Source organism: Streptomyces sp. NPDC051662, from assembly GCF_040681655.1.
Lineage (GTDB): Bacteria > Actinomycetota > Actinomycetes > Streptomycetales > Streptomycetaceae > Streptomyces.
This window is the reverse complement of record NZ_JBFAZD010000014.1, coordinates 50,682-68,001: the sequence shown is the minus strand read 5'-3', so window position 1 is coordinate 68,001 and position 17,320 is coordinate 50,682. Positions and strand designations below refer to the sequence as shown.

The 17,320-nt window shown below is 65.7% G+C and carries 13 protein-coding genes and 1 tRNA gene; 8 read left to right on the top strand and 6 right to left on the bottom strand.

Annotated elements, in window-relative coordinates; all coding sequences use genetic code 11:
• Nucleotides 1–158: 158 nt before the first annotated feature.
• Both AB0M67_RS23580 and AB0M67_RS23575 read right to left on the bottom strand, forming a co-directional pair.
• Nucleotides 159–1,895: an SPFH domain-containing protein gene (locus AB0M67_RS23580; RefSeq protein WP_365748368.1), complete on the bottom strand. Its 1,737-nt coding sequence runs from the start codon at nucleotides 1,893–1,895 to the stop codon at nucleotides 159–161.
• A gap of 11 nt (nucleotides 1,896–1,906) precedes the next feature.
• Nucleotides 1,907–3,349: a peptidoglycan-binding protein gene (locus tag AB0M67_RS23575; RefSeq protein WP_365748366.1), complete on the bottom strand. Its 1,443-nt coding sequence runs from the start codon at nucleotides 3,347–3,349 to the stop codon at nucleotides 1,907–1,909.
• A gap of 183 nt (nucleotides 3,350–3,532) precedes the next feature.
• Here AB0M67_RS23575 and AB0M67_RS23570 point away from each other — a divergent pair.
• The 3 genes from AB0M67_RS23570 (at nucleotide 3,533) to AB0M67_RS23560 (ending at nucleotide 8,142) form a co-directional block, all read left to right on the top strand.
• Nucleotides 3,533–3,606, top strand: a tRNA-Lys gene (locus AB0M67_RS23570).
• Between the two features lie 574 nt (nucleotides 3,607–4,180).
• Nucleotides 4,181–6,193 carry a cellulose synthase catalytic subunit gene (locus AB0M67_RS23565; protein WP_365748364.1) on the top strand — a complete coding sequence of 671 codons (2,013 nt, stop codon included), beginning with the start codon at nucleotides 4,181–4,183 and terminating at the stop codon, nucleotides 6,191–6,193.
• Entirely contained in the window at nucleotides 6,190–8,142 is a 1,953-nt protein-coding gene (locus tag AB0M67_RS23560) for a galactose oxidase-like domain-containing protein (RefSeq protein ID WP_365748362.1), read from the top strand. The genes AB0M67_RS23565 and AB0M67_RS23560 overlap by 4 nt, the downstream gene beginning before the upstream one ends.
• Nucleotides 8,143–8,223: 81 nt before the next feature.
• On the opposite strand, the gene AB0M67_RS23555 is transcribed toward AB0M67_RS23560, so the two are convergent.
• Complete coding sequence (locus tag AB0M67_RS23555) at nucleotides 8,224–8,529, bottom strand: hypothetical protein (RefSeq protein ID WP_365748560.1); 306 nt, start codon at nucleotides 8,527–8,529, stop codon at nucleotides 8,224–8,226.
• 235 nt (nucleotides 8,530–8,764) lie between these two features.
• Between AB0M67_RS23555 and AB0M67_RS23550 the strand changes: the two genes are divergently transcribed.
• Entirely contained in the window at nucleotides 8,765–9,685 is a 921-nt protein-coding gene (locus AB0M67_RS23550; RefSeq protein ID WP_365748361.1) for an aminoglycoside phosphotransferase family protein, read from the top strand.
• Nucleotides 9,686–9,691: 6 nt separating this feature from the next.
• Here the strand turns inward: AB0M67_RS23550 and AB0M67_RS23545 are convergent, their stop codons facing one another.
• Nucleotides 9,692–11,065, bottom strand: coding sequence for a sporulation protein (locus tag AB0M67_RS23545; RefSeq protein WP_365748359.1), 1,374 nt, complete (start codon nucleotides 11,063–11,065; stop codon nucleotides 9,692–9,694).
• 350 nt (nucleotides 11,066–11,415) lie between these two features.
• Here AB0M67_RS23545 and AB0M67_RS23540 point away from each other — a divergent pair, with 350 nt between their 5' ends.
• The 4 genes from AB0M67_RS23540 to AB0M67_RS23525 all read left to right on the top strand — a co-directional run bounded on the left by AB0M67_RS23540 (nucleotide 11,416) and on the right by AB0M67_RS23525 (nucleotide 12,722).
• The gene (locus AB0M67_RS23540) at nucleotides 11,416–11,589 is read left to right on the top strand and encodes a hypothetical protein (protein WP_365748358.1); all 174 of its coding nucleotides are present in this window, start codon (nucleotides 11,416–11,418) and stop codon (nucleotides 11,587–11,589) included.
• Nucleotides 11,586–11,945, top strand: a complete 360-nt coding sequence (locus AB0M67_RS23535) for a hypothetical protein (RefSeq protein WP_365748356.1) — start codon at nucleotides 11,586–11,588, stop codon at nucleotides 11,943–11,945. The genes AB0M67_RS23540 and AB0M67_RS23535 overlap by 4 nt, the downstream gene beginning before the upstream one ends.
• Complete coding sequence (locus AB0M67_RS23530; RefSeq protein WP_365748354.1) at nucleotides 11,942–12,214, top strand: hypothetical protein; 273 nt, start codon at nucleotides 11,942–11,944, stop codon at nucleotides 12,212–12,214. Before AB0M67_RS23535 ends, AB0M67_RS23530 begins: the two co-directional genes overlap by 4 nt.
• 217 nt (nucleotides 12,215–12,431) lie before the next feature.
• Nucleotides 12,432–12,722, top strand: a complete 291-nt coding sequence (locus AB0M67_RS23525) for a hypothetical protein (protein WP_365748352.1) — start codon at nucleotides 12,432–12,434, stop codon at nucleotides 12,720–12,722.
• Nucleotides 12,723–12,964: 242 nt separating this feature from the next.
• Here the strand turns inward: AB0M67_RS23525 and AB0M67_RS23520 are convergent, their stop codons facing one another.
• Both AB0M67_RS23520 and AB0M67_RS23515 read right to left on the bottom strand, forming a co-directional pair.
• Entirely contained in the window at nucleotides 12,965–13,696 is a 732-nt protein-coding gene (locus AB0M67_RS23520) for a hypothetical protein (RefSeq protein ID WP_365748351.1), read from the bottom strand.
• A gap of 878 nt (nucleotides 13,697–14,574) precedes the next feature.
• Nucleotides 14,575–16,002, bottom strand: a complete 1,428-nt coding sequence (locus AB0M67_RS23515; RefSeq protein ID WP_365748349.1) for a hypothetical protein — start codon at nucleotides 16,000–16,002, stop codon at nucleotides 14,575–14,577.
• Between the last annotated feature and the right edge of the window lie 1,318 nt (nucleotides 16,003–17,320).

The following is a 17,320-nucleotide window of genomic DNA, read 5'->3' as shown; positions in this document are numbered from 1 at the left end:
GAACAAGGTCCAGACCAATCGACGCCGACCGGTCACGGTCTCGCTGTCACCACCTCATTGGCCCCACGTCGCCGGCACCGTCTCTCCGTCCCCACTTCGCCGGCGCCGTCTCCCTGTCACCACTTCACCGTCACCACCACGCGGTCACCACCACACGGTCACCATTTCTCCGCGGCCCCCTGGCGTCCCGTGTAGAACGCGACGGTGAGGTCCTTGACCAACGCCTTGCGCTCGTAGTCGTCCAGCTCCACAAGGCCCCGAGAGGTGAGCCGGTTCACGGTGTCATGCACCGCGTCGACCACCGAGGTCAGCACGGTGTCCCGGTGCTTGGCGTCGATCGCCGCGATCCGGCTGCGCTGCATCGCCTCCGCGATCTCCGGCGCGTACTCGATCCGGGTCGGCTGCGCGGAGAAGACATCGACGCCGACCGGCCGGCACTCCGCCGACAGCATCCTGGTCAGCGAGTCGCCGACAGCCTCGACGTCGCGCAGCGTCGGCGCCTCGTCGTGGAACGCGTCGGCGGGCAGCTGGGAGAGGACCCGAGCCATCGCCGCCTCCACCTGCTCGCGCAGATACGCCTCATGGTCGGGGACGCCGAGCGCCGCGCGTACGGTGTCCCGGACCCGCCAGACCACCAGCACGACGACCCGCAGCGCGGTGCCGTTCGCGTCGACCGCCGGCATCGGCTCGCTGCGCCAGTGCCGCAGCCGTACGTCCACTCCGCGGCGCAGCAGCAACGGGCTCACCCACAGCAGTCCCGTGCGGCGCACACTGCCCCGGTAGTCACCGAAGAGCGTCAGCACCCACGCCTGGCCGACCCGGCCCCGGCCGAGCCCGCCGAAGGTGAAGAGCACGACCGTCACCCCCAGCACGAGCAGGGCCCACTGGCCGAGCCCGATGCCGTGGTACGGGCGCCACGGCAGCCCGATCACCCTGGACGCCGTGTCCGGTACGGCACCGGTCGTCCACACCACCACCGCGCAGGCGATGAGCGCCACGCTCCCGACGAGGGCCGCGGCCCAGCCGGGCAGGACCGGCCCCGGCCGTTCGACGAGCCTGGGGTCCGCGGGCGGCGCCGTACGCGTCAGTGCGGCGGGCATCGGCGCGGGCCCGGGTACGCGGCGGACCCGGGGCTGCTCCCCGGTCCCCCACCGGCGTCCGACGACGGTGGGCCTGACGGGGGGTCCGGCCGCTTGTCCCGCAGGGTGTCCGGCGGCTTCGAGCTCGTCGGCCTCGTCGCGGAAGAGGAGATGGACGGGGATCTCCTGGGTGCTGTCACCCACGATGAGCGGGCTCCACCGGGGGTGCCCGGCGGTACGTACGAACGGGGCGGCGCCCGCGGCGGGCAGTTGGGCGCCGAAGGCCGCGAGGACCGGTCGGCCGCCGGGCGTGTCCTCTCCGAGAGGGCCGGCGGCGGGACCGGTCGCCATGGGCACGCTCACGGCGCCGTTGTGAGCGGGTCCGTCGTGAACGGGTCCGTCGTGAACGGGTCCGTCGTGAACGGGTTCGTCATGAGCGGGTTCGTCATGAGCGGGTTCACCTTTCCCGAAGAACACCGGCTCCGGGCAGCGGGCGCGTTCGCTTCCGCCGTCACCACCCCCGTCGCCACCGAAGTCGTCGGGGGCCGGGCTCTCCGGTACGAGCTCCGCCGTGTCCTCGACCGATGGCTCGACCGACGGCTCGACCGACGGCTCGGGCAGTTGCTCGGACTCCGGCCGGTACTCGGCCTGGGGGTCGGGGCGCGGGTCGGGGCGCGGGTCGGGCCGCTGCTGGGGCTCGGGCTGCGGCTCGGGCTCGGGCTCCGATACGTGCTCAACCGGGGGCGGTGTGCGCCGTACCGTGAACACCCCCCTCAGTTCGTCCTCGTCATTGTTCGGCCGCCAGGTCGTCGTCATCCGTGCCTCCGTCATGCGAAGAGTCGCCGCCAGGTTTCCGGACCGGGGTAGCCGTTGGCCGCGCTGCCGCGCCAGCCCTGGGCGCGCTGGAACGCCTCGACGTTGCGCCGGTCGGCCTCGGTCCAGAGCCTGCCGGGACCCGAGGTGTAGTGCTTTCCGAAGCCCTTCCTCACCAGCTGCTTACCGAGTTGCTCCACAGAGGCGCTGGACTGGCCCGGCCGGAAGAACTCGACGCCCGGAAACGCCCCCGGCTTCCCCGTACCGTGCCCGTTCCCGGCTCCATTTCCGGCCACATGTCCGTTCCCACCGCCACCGCCACCGCCACCGACGGAGCCACCGACGGAGCCGCCCCCGCCGGCGGAGGCACCGGGGCGCACGCCCGGGTCCCCGGCCGGGATGTTCTTGCCCAGGCCCCGCACCAGCAGGCGCCAGGTCCCCGGCCCCGGCCGGCCGTCCGCCTCCGCGCCGCGCCAGCCCTGCGCGAGCTGGAACGCCTGAGTGGCCCGCTGGTCCGCCTCGCCCCACTCGGGTCCCGGGCCCTGGCTGTAGAAGCGCTTGCCACCCCGCTGGATCAGCAACGTGCCGAGCCGGGTGACATGCGCGTTGCGGGCGCCGGGCCCGAAGGAACGCGCCCCCGGATACGCCGCCGACGTCCCGGCCCCGTTGCCCGTGGCCGAGTTCGAGCCCTTGCCTTCCGATACCTCGGTCAGCCCTTTGTAGCGATAGGGCACATAGCGGTCGGGATTGTTCCAGTACCCCACCGGCGTGGCCTGCGTACGCGCATGCGGCTTGGTCTGCTCGTAGGCCACGTAGTAGGAGTGGGTGTAATCGGTCCAGCCGCCGAAGAGCGTGACATGCGACCCCTTGTTGGGGTCGGCCGGATTGTGGAAGAGCAGCATGTCCCCGGGCTCCATCTCGTCGGGCGCGATCCGCACGCCGAAATCGGCCAGGCTGCCCGTCCATTCGTTGTCGGAGAGGTTCCAGGCCATCGACACATAGCCGGAGCAGTCCTGGCGGTACCCGTCCGACCAGTACTTCTCCATGCTGTACGGCACCTGCTCCCGCACCCACCGCTTGGCGCGGTTGATGATGTCGGCCCGGGTGGTCGCGCGCAGCTCGCCCGGTGGCTTACCGGCCCCGGGGCCGGGCAGTGGCCGCCCGTGCAGGGGGCCGCTGCCGCCCTGCGGGGTGGCGGGATTCGGATCGACGGAGGTTCCGGTCGTCGCCGTACCGGCCGGCGCGACGGCCCAAGCAGTGTCGGCTCCCGTACCCGCCGCGCCCAGGGCGACCCCCGCGGCGGTCGCCAGCACCAGCGCGCGCCGGGCACCGTGCGCCGCCGGATGACCACCGGCCCGCACCGGCAGCCCTCTGGCCAGATCGCGCCGGTGCTCGGCGCATCCCGCACAGGGGCAGTCGGGAGCGGGTTCGTACTCCTCGAAGACCGGGATGGTCATGCGATCCCCTCCACACTCATCAAAATCCTTGGGCGCTGCCACAAGAGTGCCAATGCGTCAACTGTCCAAACAAATCGCATTTTGACGGATCAAAGGGAAGAAAGGACAATCCGACAGGCCGCAACACCCATCAAATGGTCGGGGCCACCCAAGCCGATCGGGTAGAGTTGGCCAGGTCAGCAGGCGCCGCTAGCTCAGTTGGTTAGAGCAGCTGACTCTTAATCAGCGGGTCCGGGGTTCGAGTCCCTGGCGGCGCACGCACAGTCGAGGCCCTCTCACTTCAGGTGAGGGGGCCTCGCTCGTTGTGTCACCCGCCCACCCTCGACCGCCCCCACTCGCCCACCCATCCGTTACGCGTCGGCGCATTCGGACACTTGGCCGGTCAACTACACAGTGTCTTCACGTCACGCACCGCGTGAACCCCCGAAGCCCCGAGCGCCTCACGGGCCTGTGAAATACCGCCTGAGCTGGGAAGTTCCCCGAAACAATACGGTGACACCCCGCACCGCGCCGCTCACGATACGATTCCCTCCGGGGCAGATGCCCCAAGGTTCTTCACACGATCAGACTGAGCCTGTGAACGCCAATGGGGCATGCGGTCCGAACAGTTGGACGCGGCACGAGGGGATGTCCCAACGGCGGGTCCGGCGGGGGCGGGGGCCCCGTCCGTGCCGAGTGGCCGTGACCGGCGTCATGCAACCGGAAGGCCACTGTTTCCTCTCCATGAGGACGGGAGCGCAATTCACGCGTCCGGGGCGATGGTCGAGAGGAGCCACTCCGGATGAATCGATCGACCGATCACGCGCAAGCACGCGTGCGGGGGGATGACTCATGACGTCGACGCCAGACGGCGACCAGCGGAACGACGACGTTTCCCGGACCACCCAGCTCCGGATCCCCTCGCATCTCAGAAGGGGCGGGGGCCGGCCACGTCCGAAGAAGGACGTCCTGCCGAAGTACGACTACGAGCACTACAGCCGGCTCGCCGGGCCCCTCACCAGGCCCGACCCGACCAAGCCGTACCGGGTCCAGTACCGTTCGCTGCTCTCCCAGGAGCCGCACCGTATCCGCGCCGCCCTGCTCCTCGGCGCGGCGCCGCTGCTCTCCCTCGGGCTCTTCGTCTGGCTGATGCAGCCGCAGCACTGGACGGAGCGTGACCCGAACCTCAAGAACGATCTCCTGCTCGTCCTCGACATCGTGATGCTCGTCTCGATCGGACTGATCGAGCTGTTCCGTACGATGAATGTCCTCTCGAACGCGCACGCGACGCTGGTGGCGCGCGACCCGATCCCGGTCGTGCCCGAGGCCAATACCCGCGTGGCCTTCCTCACCTCCTTCGTACCGGGCAAGGAGCCCCTGGAGATGGTGACGAAGACGCTGGAGGCCGCCGTGAGGATCCGGCACCGCGGCACGATGCACGTATGGCTGCTCGACGAGGGAGACGACCCCGCCGTCAAGGAGGTCTGCGCCCGCCTCGGCGTGTATCACTTCTCCCGCAAGGGCGTGGCGAAGTGGAACCAGGCCAAGGGAGCGCACCGCGCGAAGACCAAGCACGGCAACTACAACGCCTGGCTGGACGCGCACGGCGACGACTACGAGTTCTTCGCCTCCGTCGACACCGACCACGTACCGATGCCCAACTACCTGGAGCGGATGCTCGGTTACTTCCGCGACCCGGACGTCGGCTTCGTCATCGGCCCGCAGGTCTACGGCAACTACGACACATTCGTCACCAAGGCCGCCGAGTCGCAGCAGTTCCTCTTCCACGCGCTCATCCAGCGCGCGGGCAACCGCTACGGCGCCCCCATGTTCGTCGGGACGAGCAACGCCGTCCGGATCAGGGCGCTCAAGCAGATCGGCGGTCTGTACGACTCGATCACCGAGGACATGGCGACGGGCTTCGAGATGCACCGCGCCAGAAACCCGCGGACCGGCAAGAAGTGGCGCTCGGTCTACACCCCGGACGTACTGGCCGTGGGCGAGGGCCCGACCGCCTGGACCGACTTCTTCACCCAGCAGCTGCGCTGGTCCCGGGGGACGTACGAAACGATCCTCAAGCAGTACTGGCGCGGGTACGGCACGCTGCCGCCCGGCAAGCTCTTCAACTACACGATGATGATCATCTTCTACCCGATGTCGGCGCTCAACTGGATCCTCGCCGCGCTGAGTTGCGCGCTGTTCCTGGGGATGGGCGCCTCGGGTGTGCAGATCGACCCGGCGATCTGGATGATGCTGTACGGCAACGCCTCGGCCCTCCAGATCGGTCTCTACATCTGGAACCGTCGGCACAATGTCTCGCCGCACGAGCCCGAGGGCTCCGGCGGGCTGGCCGGGATGGCGATGTCCGCGATGTCGGCGCCGCTGTACGCCCGGTCCCTGATGGACGCGGTCCTGCGGCGCAAGAGCAGCTTCGTGGTGACGCCCAAGGGCGACTCGTCCAGCCCGGACACGCTCTTCGGCACGTTCCGGATCCATCTCTTCTTCATCCTGATCTTCGGCGGATCGCTGGTCTCGTCCTTCTACTTCGGGCACGACCATCCGGCGATGATCACCTGGGCGACACTGGCCATGCTGATCACGGCGGCGCCGATCATCGCCTGGCGCCTGGGGATGCGCGAGGAGAAGAAGAAGCGACGGGGGCAGCGGGGTACGCACCGAGGTGGTGGCGGCGGTCACGCGCGGCCGGCGGGCGAGGCACCACCGACCGTGCCGCAGCCGACCGTGCCGCAGCAGGCCGTGCCACAGCAGTCCGTTACGGACCCGGCCGGTACGCACCCGGCGCCCCCTGGGGCCGCGGCCACCGATCAGACCGTACGGATTTCCCTTGGGGGACATAAGAAATGAGCGCGACTCCCCTCCGGCCCAACCACCGCAAGAACCGCGCCCGTCGGATAGCGATAGGCGCGGCGGTGGTCGTCGCGGTGGCCGGCTTCAACGGACCCGCGCTCTACCGGTTCGGCTCCGAGCAGTACCACGAGTACAAGATCAACCGCCCCGAGTACAAGGCGGAGAACGGCCACTGGGACTTCCTCGACATACCGGCCGACTTCAAGATCAATTCGATCCACGCCTCCTTGCTGCACACCGGCAAGGTGCTGCTGATAGCCGGCTCCGGGAACAACCAGAAGAACTTCGACGCGGGCAAGTTCGAGTCGGTGCTCTGGGACCCGGAGACCAACAAGTACAAGATGATCCCGACGCCCAAGGACATGTTCTGCTCCGGGCACACCCAGCTGCCCGACGGGAACCTGCTGGTGGCGGGCGGTACGAAGCGGTACGAGAAGCTCAAGGGCGATGTCACCAAGGCCGGCGGCCTGATGATCGTCCATAACGAGGACCCGGACAAGCCGATCACCCTGCCCGCGGGCACGGTCTTCACCGGCAAGGGGAACGGCAAGACCTTCGTCTCCAAGGACCCCGTCCTGGTCGAGAAGGCGACGAAGGTCTTCGACAAGGAGACGGGCGCGTTCCTGCGGACCGAGCCGGGTCTTGGCCGTATCTACGTCGAGGCCCGTGAGTCCGGGAAGAAGTACGAGACCGGCACCGAGGACAACTACCGCGTGCACGGCATGAAGGGCTCCGACGCCCGCAATGTCTACGGCATCGCGCAGAAGCTCGCGCTCGACAAGAAGGACTTCCAGGGCATCAGGGAAGCGTTCGAGTTCGATCCGGTCGCGGAGAAGTACATCAAGGTCGACCCGATGAACGAGGCCCGCTGGTACCCGACGCTGACCACGCTCAAGGACGGCAAGGTCCTGGCGATGTCCGGCCTTGACGAGATCGGCCAGATCGTCCCGGGCAAGGACGAGATCTACGACCCGGAGACCAGGAGCTGGGAGTACACCGGGATCATCCGGAAGTTCCCCACCTACCCGGCGGTCTTCCTGATGGACAACGGCAAGCTGTTCTACAGCGGTTCCAACGCGGGTTACGGGCCGGCCGATGTCGGCCGTGACCCGGGCATCTGGGATCTGGAGACGAACAAGTTCGACAAGATCCCCGGACTGAGCGACCCGGACCGGATGGAGACCTCGGCGACGGTCATGCTGCCGCCAGCGCAGGACCAGAAGTTCATGGTCATCGGCGGCGGCGGAGTCGGCGAGTCCGAGAAGTCCAGCGACAAGTCCCGGCTGGTCGATCTGAAGGACCCCGACCCCCGCTTCACGGACGGCCCGACGCTGGAGAAGGGCACCCGCTACCCGAGCGCCTCGCTGCTCCCCGACGACAGCGTGCTGGTCACCGGCGGCTCGGAGGACTACCGGGGGCGCGGTGGCTCGGACGTCCTCCAGGCCCGGATGTACGACCCGAAGTCATCCACGTACAAGCGGGTGGCCGATCCGGCGGTGGGCCGCAACTACCACTCGGGCTCGGTACTGCTGCCCGACGGCCGCGTCATGATCTTCGGTTCGGACTCGCTCTACGCCGACAAGGCCAACACCAAGCCGGGCGTGTTCGAGCAGCGGATCGAGATCTACACCCCGCCGTACCTCTTCCGCGACTCACGCCCCACGCTGTCGGACGGCCCCAAGACCGTCGAGCGCGGTGACACGGCCGCCTTCAGGACGAAGGATCCGTCGTCGGTCAAGACGGCGAAACTGATGCGACCGAGCGCGGTCACGCATGTCACCGATGTCGAACAGCGGTCGGTGGCGCTGGACATGAAGAAGACGGCGGACGGCATCGAGGTCACGATCCCGAAGAACAGCGCGCTGGTCCCGCCGGGCTGGTACATGGTGTTCGTCACGGACAAGGACGGAACGCCGTCGGAGGGCGTGTGGGTGGAGATCCCGTAGCGGCCATGCCTCTGGAGGAACGACTCGATCACGGGCATGAGCCTGGAAGATCGGCAGAGGACATCCCGGCTGGTGCTCGGTTCACTCTCGCAGGTGAGCCGGGAGTCCGTCGTCCACGGGGTAGAGGCGTTCGCGGGAAAGCAAGTGCCGGGCGGCTTCCAACTCCCCCTCCCGCACTTGGGCGTGGATCGTGTGGGCGAGCGGGGTCCCCTGCACGCGCGCAGGAGAGCGCTTCAACTCGCGCTTCCAGAGCGCCGGTGCGAGGCGCGGTGGTAGTGCGACAAACAGGCATACGCCAGAGCCGACTCCTTCCCGTCCTGGGCGATCGACACGGCCAGCACGGACGTCTGATCCTCTTGGGTGCCTGCCCCAGCCGCAGCGGTGCATCATCCACAAGAAAGACGGCTTGATCCATGTCAAGCGTTATTCGTAGTCCTCTTCCACTCTGTCGCATACCAGCAGGCCAGAGGCCATGCCTCAGGGTCGAGTGATCCATGTCTCCGAGGATGGCCGATCGTCACGCCCCGGAATCGTCTGTCCTCGCTGCCCGTGGGTAGCGTCGCATAGACGTCTGTTGCCGGCCGCCGGTCGCCGCGGCGGTATCTAAGGGGTGGGTACGGGCATGCCGTCTGGTGCAGCGGAGAGTACGGGAAAGGGGTTCACGTCGACGAGCGCCACACGGGTGATGGCGGCGGCGTGCCGACGCGCGGGTCTCGACGGTGACGGCGCGCGTCTGGTCCGGCTGGGAGAGAACGCTCTGTTCCGCCTCGCCGCGCACCCCGTGGTGGTACGGATCGCACGATCGATGGAGTATCTGGACTCGGCGCGGGGTGAGGTTCAGGTGTCGCGCTGGCTGGCGGGTGAGGGGTTCCCGGTCACGCGGGTGGTCGATGATCTGGAACAGCCAGTGATCGTTGAGGGTCATCCCGTGACGTTCTGGCACCTGATCGAGGAGAGTGACCGGAAGCCGACGTACGGGGAGCTGGGCGCGGTTCTGCGTGACCTGCACTCGATCAGCCTGCCGGACACGTTGACGCTGCCCCCGTACCCGGTCCTGGACCGGACGGACCGGCGGATCAACGCGGCGGTGGACATACCGGAGGACGATCGCGCGTTCCTGCGCAAGCGTGCGCGTGAGCTGCGGGATCGGGTGGGAGACCTTCGGTTCGAGTCCGAGAAGGGTCCCGTGCACGGGGATGCCCATGTGCAGAACCTCATGGTGGATAAGAACTGTCAGGTGATCCTGATTGATCTGGAGAGGTTCAGCTTCGACTTTCCCGAGTGGGATCTCATGGTTACGGCCACCGAGCATCACAGCCTGGGGTGGCAGACCCCGGAGGAGTACGGCGCCTTCGTCGGCGCGTACGGGCGGGATCTCCGTACCTGGTCCGGGTTCTCCACCCTGCGGGCAGTGCAGGAATTCAACATGACGACGTGGCTGATGCAGAACGTCTCCGAGAGTTCCGAGACAGCGGCGGAGTACGCCCGTCGGATCTCCTCGCTGCGGAACGACGACGCGCCGCGCGACTGGAACCCGGGCTGAGTCCGGCTACTCGTCGTCCAAGCGCTCCATCGCGTCCCGTACCTGCCCGTTGAACTGCTGGACGATCGGAAGCGTCCCGTGAACCGAAACCTCGCGTTGGAAGTCGCCCACGTACCGCTGGAACCGGGCGGACTGGAGGGCGTCTCCCGCTTCGACAGCGAGACCGGCCGTTGTCACGGCGGCGTCAAGGTCCCCGTTGAGTAGCTGACTCTGTGCGAGCACCATGCGGCAGAACCCGAGCGTGCGCGCGTACTTGGGGTCGGTGAGTGCTACGGCGCGCTCGGCGAACCGGACGGCTTCGGGGCCTTGCTTCAGGTCCCGGAAGCAGTGGCAGAACTCGCCGATCAGTTCGGCCTCGTCCATGTAGGCGAGCCATTCGGGATCGTCAGCGCCGTCGGCTCGCTCGAAGAACTTCTCCGCGTCATTCATCGCGCGGGCGGCGCCCTTGTGGTCCTGAGATGTGGACAGCGCGCGGGCCTCGTGGGCGGAGAAGAGCGCCATAGCTCGTGGTGTCGAACTGCCCTTCCCTCCCTCCACCGATGCGCGGGCGAGCATGACGGCCCTGGGCACTCGGCCCAAGTAGTTCGCCTGGTGACTCATGTTGGTGAGGATGCGCGCACCCATCATGCGGTCCCCGGACACCTGGGTCAGACGCAGCGTCGACATCATGTAGCGGTCCGCAAGGGTGTGGTTTCCGCTGTCGTACGCGCTCCAGGCAAGGAGCTGCGACATCTCCGACGCTGCCGCGAACAGTGCTTCTCTCACCTTGGCGCTGTAGCCGGCGCCGAGGAGAGGCAGGGCGTCTTCGCGGAAGTAGTGCCGGAACGCCTTGTGCGCGTGTCCGCCGCCGAACTGGAAGTCGAGCTGCATGAAGAAGCCGGCGGCGGTCCGGATGGCTGCGACGTCGCGCATGCCGACTCGACGCGTGGCGGAGGCGTCCGTAGGAACACCGTCCGGGCGGGACACCAGCCAGGCAAGGGCGGCGGAGTGGACATCGCTGTCAGGAAGGGGAGGGTCATCCTCCGGCCCGTCCTCCGGGCGCTGGTGCGTGAGGCTGTCCAGGGTGTTCAGCGTCTCGGCCAGGGAACCGGCGTACGGCATACCGACCGTGGAGGCGGGGGCCGGCGCTGCCCCGGGGAAACCGAGGTCTTTCGGGGTGATCCGCCGTCGTAACTTGTCGCTCAGTGCCTCGGCGACGAACGCGGCGGTCTGCCGCTGGATTCCGGCACCGTCCCTCCATCGTTGAACAGCGACGTGCGTGGTCCCCAAGCGCTCACCGTGCCGCTCCGCGACCTCACGAACCCGCTTGGCCAATCCCTTGTTCGAGGATCCTGCCTCCGCCATGACGGCGGCCAACTGATGATTCGGCTCTCTGCTCACGTTCTGCTGGCACCCCCGGCGTCACGCCAAGTGCTCATCCTGTCACAGCAGTTTCGAGTAAGGGGGTTCACCGTGAACCCCCGTACCCGAAATTCGTGAACCCTCGTGTGTACGTGAACCCCCATGTGAACGCTGCCGCATGGCCAAAGACGGTCGTTGACTGTCGAGACAAGACACCCCGGCGGTGCGTAGCGGCACCCCGGGGCATGGCCCACCTGAGAAAGCAGGTAGACATGCGGAACCCTATCGGCAGGATTTTCGCGTCGCTGCTGAGACTGCTATTTCCCGCCCCAGGCCATCATCGCGCGGCCAAAACCAGCCCTGTCGTTCGCTGTGTGGACACACCGACGATGAGCCTGCCGCGCGTTCCCGACCCGTACATCTGGCGCGCGATCCGTGGCGAAGACGTCCACCTCGTCCGCCCGTACGTCATCGCGCACGAGCGTCGCACACGCCCCGGTCCGGCTTGCGGCTGCCGCATGGGCCTGGTCTGCACCGCCCACTGGACGGCGGTGGCACAGTGAGCAAGAACCCCCGTCTCCTGCCGTGGCTCGGCCCTGCCGGACAACGCTCGTACCTCGTGACGGACGACGGTCGGAGCCATCTGTCCCGGCTCGCCGACCAGATGGAAGAGGTGCAGCTCCAAGCTGGTGACGTCCTCCTCGGCCACGCGGCCGGCATGCTCAAGGACGAGAACGTCAAAGCCTGGGAACTCCGCTACCTGAGCGCCCGGCTGTACGAAGCACTGAGCGACGCCCTGCGGGTGGCCGAGAGCCGCGGCGACCGACTCCCTGAACCCGACGACGACATCGAACCGGTCGATGACGGCAACAACGGCCCGAACGACATCACGTCACCCTCCGAGGAGACGCCCGCATGAACCGGCCCACCCGCAAGACGCCTGAATGGCAGATTGGACCGGTATCGGGCCAGTCACTCAGTCGCGACCAGAATGGCCAACTGACACTGCCGCTCCAGGTCGTCCACCTCGGTAAGCACGTCGCCACTTCATCGCTGCTGCTGACCGTGGCTGAGGCCGAGCAACTACACGCCTCGCTCTGCTATGCACTCGACGGCGAACCCACGCCCGACAATGCGCCGGACTGCCGCAAGCCCATCCAATATCCCGGCGGCCGACAACGATTCTGATCTCTCCCCGGCCTACGAGCTCCACCCACAAAAACCGCTGACATAACACCGGACCACCCCTCAAACCCTGGCAGGCGCGGGGTGGTCCAGTTGGGGACCGGCACAAACGATCACGAACCCCGGTGCCGAAGGTACCGGGGCCTTCGTCGTGTCCTCCTACGGCGCGGCCCGGCAAGGTCAGTGTTCAGCCAGCCTGCGGGGAAAGGGACTTGAGAGAATGGACGGCATCGGGGACGGCGGATTCAACCGTGAGGACCTGGACCTCGGCGCGATGCTGTGGGCACGCGGCGTGGACTACCTAACCGGCTGGCGGGACGCCACGCAGGCAGCGGCAGAACTGGGCGACGCACTGACAGCCGCGGGCGTGGACACGTCGGGGACCAAGCTCCGGGCCGCAACGGATCCGAACGGCTCGGGGGTCGTACGCCTGGAGTTATCGGCGGCGACCGCGCGCGAGGTGGCAATGCTGGCCCGCGTGACGGCGGCCAGATGGTGCGAGGCCGGTTGAACGGCAGTTAAGCGGGAGACGTCTGGCGGGATCGCATCTCCTTCGGAAGGCGATACAAACGTGCCCTCTGCCCCTCCATGCGAACTTCAGGCGGGAAGCTCCGAGGTCTGTTCGGCTGATCAGCCAGACGCTGGAAACCCGCGGAGCGTGCAGCGCACGCTGTGTGCGAACCCGGCGTCCACGTGTCGTCCACGCAGTCCAGGTATGCCGTGGTTGTGCCTCGCCCTCGTGCGCTCGCTCCTTCAGCTTCCGACGGGCCGCCACTGCCCGCAGCTTTCACTGTTGAACGAGTAGTCGCTCGACCGAATGGTCACCTGTACCCGCTTCGCTGCGTTGGTGAAGTAGTTGTCGATGGGCTCGCCGTTCGAGTCGGTGCGTTCCCAGTAGCAGCCCTCGACGTCGGTCGCGTAGTAGGTGTCGGCCTTGATCTCGTCACCGACCAGGAACACACCAGCGCCGAAGATCTTCCCCTCGGCCTCAAGACCGTTGCGCTTCCCGGCTCCGGCGAGCGCCTTGTTGATCTGCGCTTTCTTGGGGTGCTCAGGGCAGAGCGTCAATGCTCCCTTGATCTCTGTGATCTGCTCGGGCGAACCCGCCGTGTCCAAGTAGGAGAAGCTGTCGGGGCCATTCTGGGCGCAGATGCCGTACAACACGCCGAGGCCGCTCACGTATCCCTCTTCGTCGTAGGCAGCCTTGACCGCCCGGTTCTCGACGTCCGTCATCTCCCCGTCAGTGGCGTCACCTTCGCACATGTCGTGCTCGGCCGACCACGCCTCCTCGAACGAGGAGTAGTACTCCATTGAGCAGGTGATCTCCACGGTCACGGCGGGCGGGGCTTCCGAAGTGACCGGTTCCTGCGCCTCCTCGGGCGTCTCCTGGACGCTTTCGGTATCCGCTGCGCCAGTCTCTGACGACGTGCTGGAGCACCCCACCAGTGCCAAGCCCACCAACAGCCCCACGGCAATTTTCTTCAACTGACCCCCCACAGGTCGTGCCAGCGGACACCGAGGCTGGAAGGGCCCGTTCCCGCTAGCGCGTGCAGCGCACGCTACCGGGACTTCCGGCCTTGTCCAGCCACAACCGGCATATGGAACTACAGCAACCGCGTCGACCGCTGGCAACGTTAAGCAGCCCCCAGCGGCTGGCTGACCGGCTCAGCAGACCTGAACGACTGTCCTGCCGGTAGTCGCATCGAGGGGTCAACCCCGCCGCCCAGATCGTAGGGGGTACCACGGAGGGCTTGCGGTAACCATCAGGGCCAATCCGCCAAAGCACCGCACGCTGGAAAACACCGCAACTCACGCGCGACGTGGCGCCACCGCGCTCCTAGACTTCGCTGCTTTACAGCAGCATCCGGCCGGCACCAGAGAATCCATAGGCGGCGGGGTCCGGAGGAGCCCCCGACTTGTCCCCGCACCGCGCGAAACCCAAAGGATGCTTCCGCAGTGCGGGTACGACGGTGCATCGGAGGACGGTGGAGTCACGGCGCGGGAACCAATCAGGCGTGGCACTACTGGTATCGGCCCGAAGGGGCGAGGCTGACCACCGCATTAGGAGTTCGGCTGGGCGACTGCCAACCGGACTCCTGCGGCGGCCTTTGGAGCTGCTGGTGACCGTCCGATGTTGCTGTTGTGCGCCGTCGTTGATGTCACCTATGGATGTCAGACTGCCCCTTGAAGCGACCTACAGGCGGGGCGGTCGCTAGGAGCCGCCGAACTGGCTGAAGGCACTCATGGGCGCACGGTCAACGTCGGTCGGGCTGGTTACTGCACTCCACTGTTGTGCAACGCAGGCCACCACTTGGGGAGTTCTGCCATCTTGTTGTGTTTAGTAGCGGCGACCTAAGGTTCGATCAAGAATTACTTGCTGATTCCTTCGGCATGATATCGATGCGAGCCACTTCGATCCTGCAAGAGTTAGCTTCGCCAGCCGCAGCCGCTTCCAGATCCAGCTTCATCCAGCGCTCGTTCATCGGTCTGCTCGTAGAGTCGCGAACAGAGAGAAAGATCGCATGGTCGACACCCTGACTATCCATATAGATCGGGGTCTGCGTGTGAAGGCCGTGCCAAAATTCTCCGTGCGTAAGTTTCTTCATTTCCAGCAACACCCTAAAATTTCCCGCCGATGTGAAGGTGAAATCTACCGGCCCGCGCCCCGTCTCCACCTCGCGATCAAGAATTACGCCAGCTTGTTCACAATAGTGGTCTAGGACCCCAAGGAAGAGGAGCTGCATATTGGTTTCGGGGATAGACTTTAGACCTTTAAGATCCCGCCAAAATGCTCGCCATCCGCCCTTTTTCTCGACCCATCTACGGAAGTGCTCGATGGCCGAATGTGCGAAATTTAGAAGGTCGTCCGCGTTAGAGATGCGAGGGGTCTCCCTGACCGGCTCCGCGCTAATGGCTTCACGGGCAAGGCGTTGCCAGTTGACGTGAAGCATAGGGTCTGAGTCAACGTCGTAGGGGTTGGAACCGCGCTCCTCGGAATACTGAATCCATTGACGAAGAACGGCAGGATGACTGCGGGCGAGAGCGATGAAATCTTCCTTCTTCATCCCTTGCGAGATCTTGATGTTCAGGTCATCCCTGAGGGAAGTATCAAGGAATTCACTCCAGTTGTCTGAAGAAAGGGTCGGGAGTTCACGCAAAAAACGCTTTGGCACTAGGAGGATAGGCGTGTTTGACTCGGGATCGACTGGCGTGAGGTGCTCGGCATCCATCCAACGGGAGCGCATCTCGTCATAGGCGCTGTGCCGAATTTTGCGAACTTCCATGGGGACGTTGAGAGAATGGCAGATTTCCTGAGTGTATTGAATCAACTGCGACTTAAGGAGATTGCAAGTGATGTCCGATATTCGATCCTTGTTAATCCCCGAAACGAGGATTCCTAGCTCTTCAAAGTGTTCTATGTCCTTGATTCCGCGCTGAATGGCTTGCGTCATGGCTTCTACGACTTTCCTCGCAAGTCCGGGACCAGATCCAGAACCCGCACTACTTTTACCCGCAAAACCCAGCCGGAACTCCCGAGGCTCGGGGAATTCCATCAGTGATAGCGTACGCCTGTAGTACTGATGCTTAGGATTGAGCTTACTACTGGCCAGAAGGGTAAAAGCGGACTGGAAGTACGCCATCATCTCACCGTAAGCTTGCCGCCAATTAGAATCCGAGTCCGCGAAGACCAAAAAGGGATCGACGAAGAGCAGAGTATCGTTTTCGAGAATCGGATCAAACCAATCAAACTCTGCCTTATATTCGATCTGAAAGAGCTCGCTGAAGTACATGACTTTCCCCCCACGCTTGCAGCAGCATGCCCGATCAAGACACCCCATCATGATGAGGCCTAGTCGGCCGTTGTGGGTAGCCATCGGCAAGCTTCGTGGAGAGGCCGGTGCCTGGCGACGTCGCCCCGTCCGCTGCTGGTTCCAAAGACGTAGTGCGGGGTGGAGGCGGCTGTCGCGGCACGTCGCTGTTGTAGCACTTCATTGCCTTAGCGTTCGGCGGGTCGCCCTCCACGCTGGAGCCCTCGACGCGAACTACGAGCAGGTGGAGGGCTGAAGTCCACAAGGCAGGTTGGGCAACCGTCTTGGGACAGTGGCGGTCGGCTGCCGTGGTTGCTGTACTTTCCTGCTGTACAGCAGCCGTACGCACAAGCTCAGAGACGTAAGGCGTTCGTTCGGTAGACCGCGCACCAACACGGCAGACTGGCGGCTGTGAAAGACACCGTAGCTTCGCCTTGATCACAGCAGTCTCTACCTTGTCTGCCGGTGCGATCACGGGCGGGTTCGCTTTTTGGAGCATCCGTCAGGGGGGCTAGCGAACAGGCAAAACGGGCTCGTGAAGACCGAATCGAGCAGCGAGCCACTCGGCATCGAGAGGCCCGCCGGGACGCTTATGTTCGCTCTCTCGACCTAGCCATGCAGAAAGATCATCTTATGACGGCCGTTTGGATTCAGTCCCCCTCGTCCCTCAGTCCGGATCATGATGCACGGATGAGTGACTCGGTGGATGAGCTATGGAAGGTGCTCCCCGTCGTGCTGTTGGAGGGTGCGCTTGATGTCGCTGAGGCAGCTCGCTCGCTCTGCGGCCTTGCTGCTGAGGAATGGGATTGTCTCACCGATGGGGCAGGCTCTGACGTTCGTCCTCTCAACGTCTTGCTCAGTGACGACTTTCTGGACTTCTCTGAGCGACGGGCTGCTCTTAGGGAGCAGTTCATCAGTAGGGCCAGAGAAGCACTCGGAGGCCATCTACCTCCTCCAAATGCATGATTGCTAGACCCTCCCGATTATGCATCGCCCCGACTCCCCTCACCCACCTCTCACCCCGGCACCCATCCCGTCTGCCTTCGACCTACACACTGTGGAGCGGGCGTGGTTCAGGGCACCAAGGTGGGGCGCGTCACGGTACGAACGACCTTGACGCCCTGGGCCGCGACTGCTCGGCTTTGCCTCGGCCGAAGGTGGTCGGGATGGGAGCCCCACGACACCACGCTCCGGCCAGGAAGCTCGCATGTCCAAGGGTTTGTTCCCGACTTCCGGGTGGGTGGGTGGTCTGCGCGGGAGTGGAGTGGGGCGACCCGGCCCCGGCAAAGCGTCTGACGGT

Excerpts from the sequence above, each read along its gene's own strand:
- AB0M67_RS23580 (WP_365748368.1), bottom strand. The coding sequence starts at position 1,895 with ATGACGACGACCTGGCGGCCGAACAATGACGAGGACGAACTGAGGGGG.
- AB0M67_RS23575 (WP_365748366.1), bottom strand. The coding sequence starts at position 3,349 with ATGACCATCCCGGTCTTCGAGGAGTACGAACCCGCTCCCGACTGCCCC.
- AB0M67_RS23565 (WP_365748364.1), top strand. The coding sequence starts at position 4,181 with ATGACGTCGACGCCAGACGGCGACCAGCGGAACGACGACGTTTCCCGG.
- AB0M67_RS23560 (WP_365748362.1), top strand. The coding sequence starts at position 6,190 with ATGAGCGCGACTCCCCTCCGGCCCAACCACCGCAAGAACCGCGCCCGT.
- AB0M67_RS23555 (WP_365748560.1), bottom strand. The coding sequence starts at position 8,529 with ATGCACCGCTGCGGCTGGGGCAGGCACCCAAGAGGATCAGACGTCCGT.
- AB0M67_RS23550 (WP_365748361.1), top strand. The coding sequence starts at position 8,765 with ATGCCGTCTGGTGCAGCGGAGAGTACGGGAAAGGGGTTCACGTCGACG.
- AB0M67_RS23540 (WP_365748358.1), top strand. The coding sequence starts at position 11,416 with ATGAGCCTGCCGCGCGTTCCCGACCCGTACATCTGGCGCGCGATCCGT.
- AB0M67_RS23530 (WP_365748354.1), top strand. The coding sequence starts at position 11,942 with ATGAACCGGCCCACCCGCAAGACGCCTGAATGGCAGATTGGACCGGTA.
- AB0M67_RS23525 (WP_365748352.1), top strand. The coding sequence starts at position 12,432 with ATGGACGGCATCGGGGACGGCGGATTCAACCGTGAGGACCTGGACCTC.
- AB0M67_RS23515 (WP_365748349.1), bottom strand. The coding sequence starts at position 16,002 with ATGTACTTCAGCGAGCTCTTTCAGATCGAATATAAGGCAGAGTTTGAT.